General features: G+C 69.0%; 2 protein-coding genes. One reads left to right on the forward strand and one right to left on the reverse strand.

Annotated features, from left to right (window positions below; all coding sequences use genetic code 11):
• The first annotated feature begins 71 nt into the window (after nt 1–71).
• On the forward strand, nt 72–1,496 hold the full coding sequence (locus tag CVO76_RS15900) for a lipopolysaccharide biosynthesis protein (protein ID WP_208740082.1): 1,425 nt from the start codon (nt 72–74) through the stop codon (nt 1,494–1,496).
• A gap of 154 nt (nt 1,497–1,650) precedes the next feature.
• Here CVO76_RS15900 and CVO76_RS15905 read toward each other — a convergent pair whose 3' ends face one another.
• Nucleotides 1,651–3,777, reverse strand: coding sequence for an acyltransferase family protein (locus tag CVO76_RS15905; protein WP_208740083.1), 2,127 nt, complete (start codon nt 3,775–3,777; stop codon nt 1,651–1,653).
• Between the last annotated feature and the right edge of the window lie 108 nt (nt 3,778–3,885).

The raw sequence follows: 3,885 nt of genomic DNA on the forward strand, positions 1-3,885 counted from the left end.
CCGCAGGTGGCCCGGCGCCGGATGTGGGGTGGCATGCGCAAGCTGACCGCCCACGCCCTCACCAGATAGCGATGCCCAGCGGGTCCGCATCACCGCAGCCTGCGCAGGCCCGCCCGACCGTCTCCGGCACGTGGTACCTCGTCGGGTCGCTGCTCCAGGGGCTGGGGTTGCTGCTCATCCAGCCCTTCGCGATCCGGATCCTCGACGACCGGCAGTGGGGGATCGTCTCCACATCGGTGGTGACGATCCAGGTGCTGGTCGTCCTGATCTCGGCGGGCCTTCCGCTGGCGATCACGAACATCTGGTTCGCCCGGGAGCGGGGACAGGACCGGTCCCGGGCCATGTACGGCTTCATGGCCGTCGCCTCCGCCGCCCTGGCTGCCGTCGTCGTGCTCTGCCTCCTCGGCCTCGGTGCCCTGGGTGCGACTGGTGCCGCCTCGAGCACGGTGCTCTCGGTGATCAGCGTCGGGGTGCTCGGTTCCGTGCTGGGCGCGCAGGCTGTGCTCAGGGCACAGAACAGGCCCGGGCGTTTCGTGCTCCTGAGCATCGGCTCGTCCGTCCTGGCGAACCTGCTGGGCCTCGTGGGCCTGATCCTCATCGCGCCCACCGCGGAGGTCTATCTGGGCGCCTACACCCTCGCGGTCGTCGCCACGGGTGCCGCTGCGCTCGTCCTGGCTCGGCCGCGCCTGCCGTGGCGAGTCGCCGGTTCGAGCGGTGAATCGGTCCGGATCGCGGTGCCGCTGCTGCCGCACACGGGTGCGCTCATGCTGCTCACGCAGGGGTCCGTGCTGATCCTGGCGTTCGCCGCCACCGTGGAGGCGGCAGGCCGGTTCGGAGCCGTCCTCATCTTCGCGTTGGGGCCGATCACGATCCTGAACGCGCTGAACAACGCGTGGTCGACGCGCATGATGTCCGCCGGCAGCGGCGGACTGGTCGACGTGACCCGGCGCGTGTCCATCGAGGCCGTGGCCTGGTCGGTGGGGGTGGGGCTGCTCGCCTCGTCCGGAGCGGCAGTGGGGTCGTCGATCCTGTCGACCGAGCCCGAGCTGGTCTGGCCGATCGCGGTCACCCTCCCGCTGGTGTCCACCGGGTACGCGCTGTTCCTCGTGACCTCCAACCTGCTGTACATCGCCAACGGGACCAGGCGCCTCGCCGTCGTGACGCCCGGCATCCTGGTGGTCATCGCGCTCCTCGCCTATTGGCCCGCGTCGCAGGCCGACGTCGTGGTGGTCGCGATGGCCCAGGTGCTCGGGTTCGTGTGCCTCGGCCTGCTGACGTACGGAATCGTCCGAGGGACACCCGCGGGCAGGAGCGTGCCCCTTCCGCTCTTCCTCGGCGGTATCGGAGGCCAGGTGGTCGTCGTGCTCCTGCTCGGTCTCGTCCCGTTCAGCTTTCCGGCCGGCATCCTCGAGGTGGCCGTCGTCGGAGCCCTCCTGGCGGCGCTGTTCCTCCTGCGGTCCCGGCGGAACCCGGACCGGACGCCGTCGGGATCCTGACCCGGCGCAACCCCTCAGGACCGGACGCCGTCGGGATCCTGACCCGGCGCAACCCCTCAGGACCGGACGCCGCCGCACTCCTGGCGGCGCCGTACTCCTGGCGGCGTCGCACTCCTGATTCGGCGCCGTTGCTCCTCCGGTCCGGCGGTACGCCTTAGGACCCGGCCGCTTTGAACCGCTCGGCGAACTCCGGGATCAGCGAACGGATGTAGCTCCGCGCCACGTGGTCCTTGTCGAAGTAGACATGGAGGCCGCCGATGGCCGCGTAGCACGTGTCGTCGGGGCAGAACTGGTCGGAGAGGTCGAGGACACGGACGTTCGCCTGCTCGAGCGAGCGGGCTGCCTCTGCGGCCGGATCGTCCGGCAGGGCGCGCGTCTTCTCGTTCGCGCAGTCGAGCGGTGATTCCTCGTTGCGGGCCAGGCACTCCGGCGTCGAGCGCTCCAGGGTCAGGGGGGTGTCCCTGATGACGTAGACCTCAGTGCCCTGGGCAGCCCAGGGGCCCACCCGGTCCGCGAAGGCGTCCCGGTACTGGTCCGCCTGCGCGCGGCCGGTGCCGTCCTCGATCTCCTCACCGACGGAGAACGAGGAGAGGAACACGAGGTCCGGCGACGTGGCGAGGACACGATCGGAGACGGCGGCACTCCATTGCAGGCACCGACGCTGCACCTTGGTGTCGGTCTCGGCGCCCATGAATGCGGCGCGCTTCACGTCGAGGTACGGGCAACCGCCGACGAGGCTGATGTTGACCGTCCAGTTGTTCTCGCGGGCGAGGGGGAGTATCGCCGCCTTCCACTGCTCCGCATGGGAATCGCCGATCAGCCAGACGGTCTCGTGATCCTCCTGTCCGTCCGAGAAGTCGCACAGCGTCAGGAGCTTCTGGTCGCCCACGACGATCGGATCGGGAGCTGTGCCGCATTGCGCGTCGTCGAACCAGGGAGCTTCTCCCTCGCCGACGTTCGTCACCTCTGGGGGCCCGAAGGGATCCTGGCACGCGGTGGCGAACAGGCTCTTCGCGCCGAAGCATTCGCCCCCGGACAGGGCGTCGAGGCGCTCTGCTTCCGCTGCCTGGGTGACGGTGGCGGCGACGATCGATGCGGCGCAGATCGCCGTGACCGTCAGTGACGCGACCAACGTGACACCGAGGATCTTCCGCGGTGACGCCTGTGGCAGCAGGCGGGATCGTCCCGGGTCCTCGACGTACTTCTTCGTCAGTCCGGCCAGGACCAGGGACAGCAGGAGCGCCCCGAGGAGGTCGAGGGTACCCAGCGGACGGTCGATGATCGACGGCAGCAGGATGATGACGGGCCAGTGCCAGAGATAGAGGGAGTAGGAGATGTTCCCCAGCGTCTGGACGGCGGAGACGCCCAGCAAGGTGTTGGGTGACCAGAGCGGGGACTGCGGGCCCGAGGCGATGACCAGCGCCGTACCGACCACGGGTACAGCCGCGAGGTATCCCGGGAAGTAGGTCGACTCGTCGAAGACCAGCGCGGACGCGACGATGAGACCCAGCCCCGCCCACTGGGCGAGACCTGCGAGCCGGATGCGTGCCGGATACCGGGGGTCGCCGAACCAGGCGGAGGAGGTGGCGGCGATGAGACCGCCGACGGCGAACTCCCACACCCGGGTGGGCGTCACGAAGTATGCTTCGCTCCTGCTGGTGTAGGTGAGGAAGATCGAGAACAAGAACGAGGCCGCGCCGACTGCAGCGAGTACGGTCAGCAGGAAAGCCCGCGGGGAGCGAAGCCTGGCCGCCAGGAGGTACACGCCGAGGAGGAGGAGCGGCCAGACCAGGTAGAACTGCTCCTCGACGGACAGCGACCAGTAGTGCTGGACGGTGGATGCCTGGTTGTTCTGTGCCGAATAGTCCACGGACTGCGCTGCGAGGGACCAGTTCTCCACGTAGAGGGTGGCGGCGATGGTCTCCCGCCCGATGGACAGCAGCCTGTCGGCGGGCAGGTAGACCGTTGCCACCAGGAGGGACAGCAGGGCCACGACCAGTGCGGCGGGCAGCAACCGCTTCGCCCGCCGCGCATAGAACTGCCCCAGCCGGATCCGGTTCGTCCGCCCGAGTTCACCGAGCAGGTGCTTGGTGATCAGATAGCCGGAGATGACGAAGAAGACGTCGACGCCGACATACCCGCCGGCGATGAGGCCCGGCCAGAGGTGGTTCGCGACGACGAGGGCAACGGCCAGCGCGCGGAGTGCCTGGATGTCGCGCCGCTGCGGGTTGCCGGGCCGAGCGCGTCTCGTCGGCCCGGCTATGGCAGCCTGGTCAATCAAACATTCTCCTAGTATTCGGGTTCATCGTCCACGGACGTCGGTGTACGAGTGCGATCTCATGATAGCCTTCCCCGCTTCTCGGTCCGCCCACCGGGGTGGGGTGGGTCA

Source organism: Arthrobacter agilis (assembly GCF_002953615.1).
GTDB classification, from domain to species: Bacteria; Actinomycetota; Actinomycetes; order Actinomycetales; family Micrococcaceae; genus Arthrobacter_D; species Arthrobacter_D agilis_B.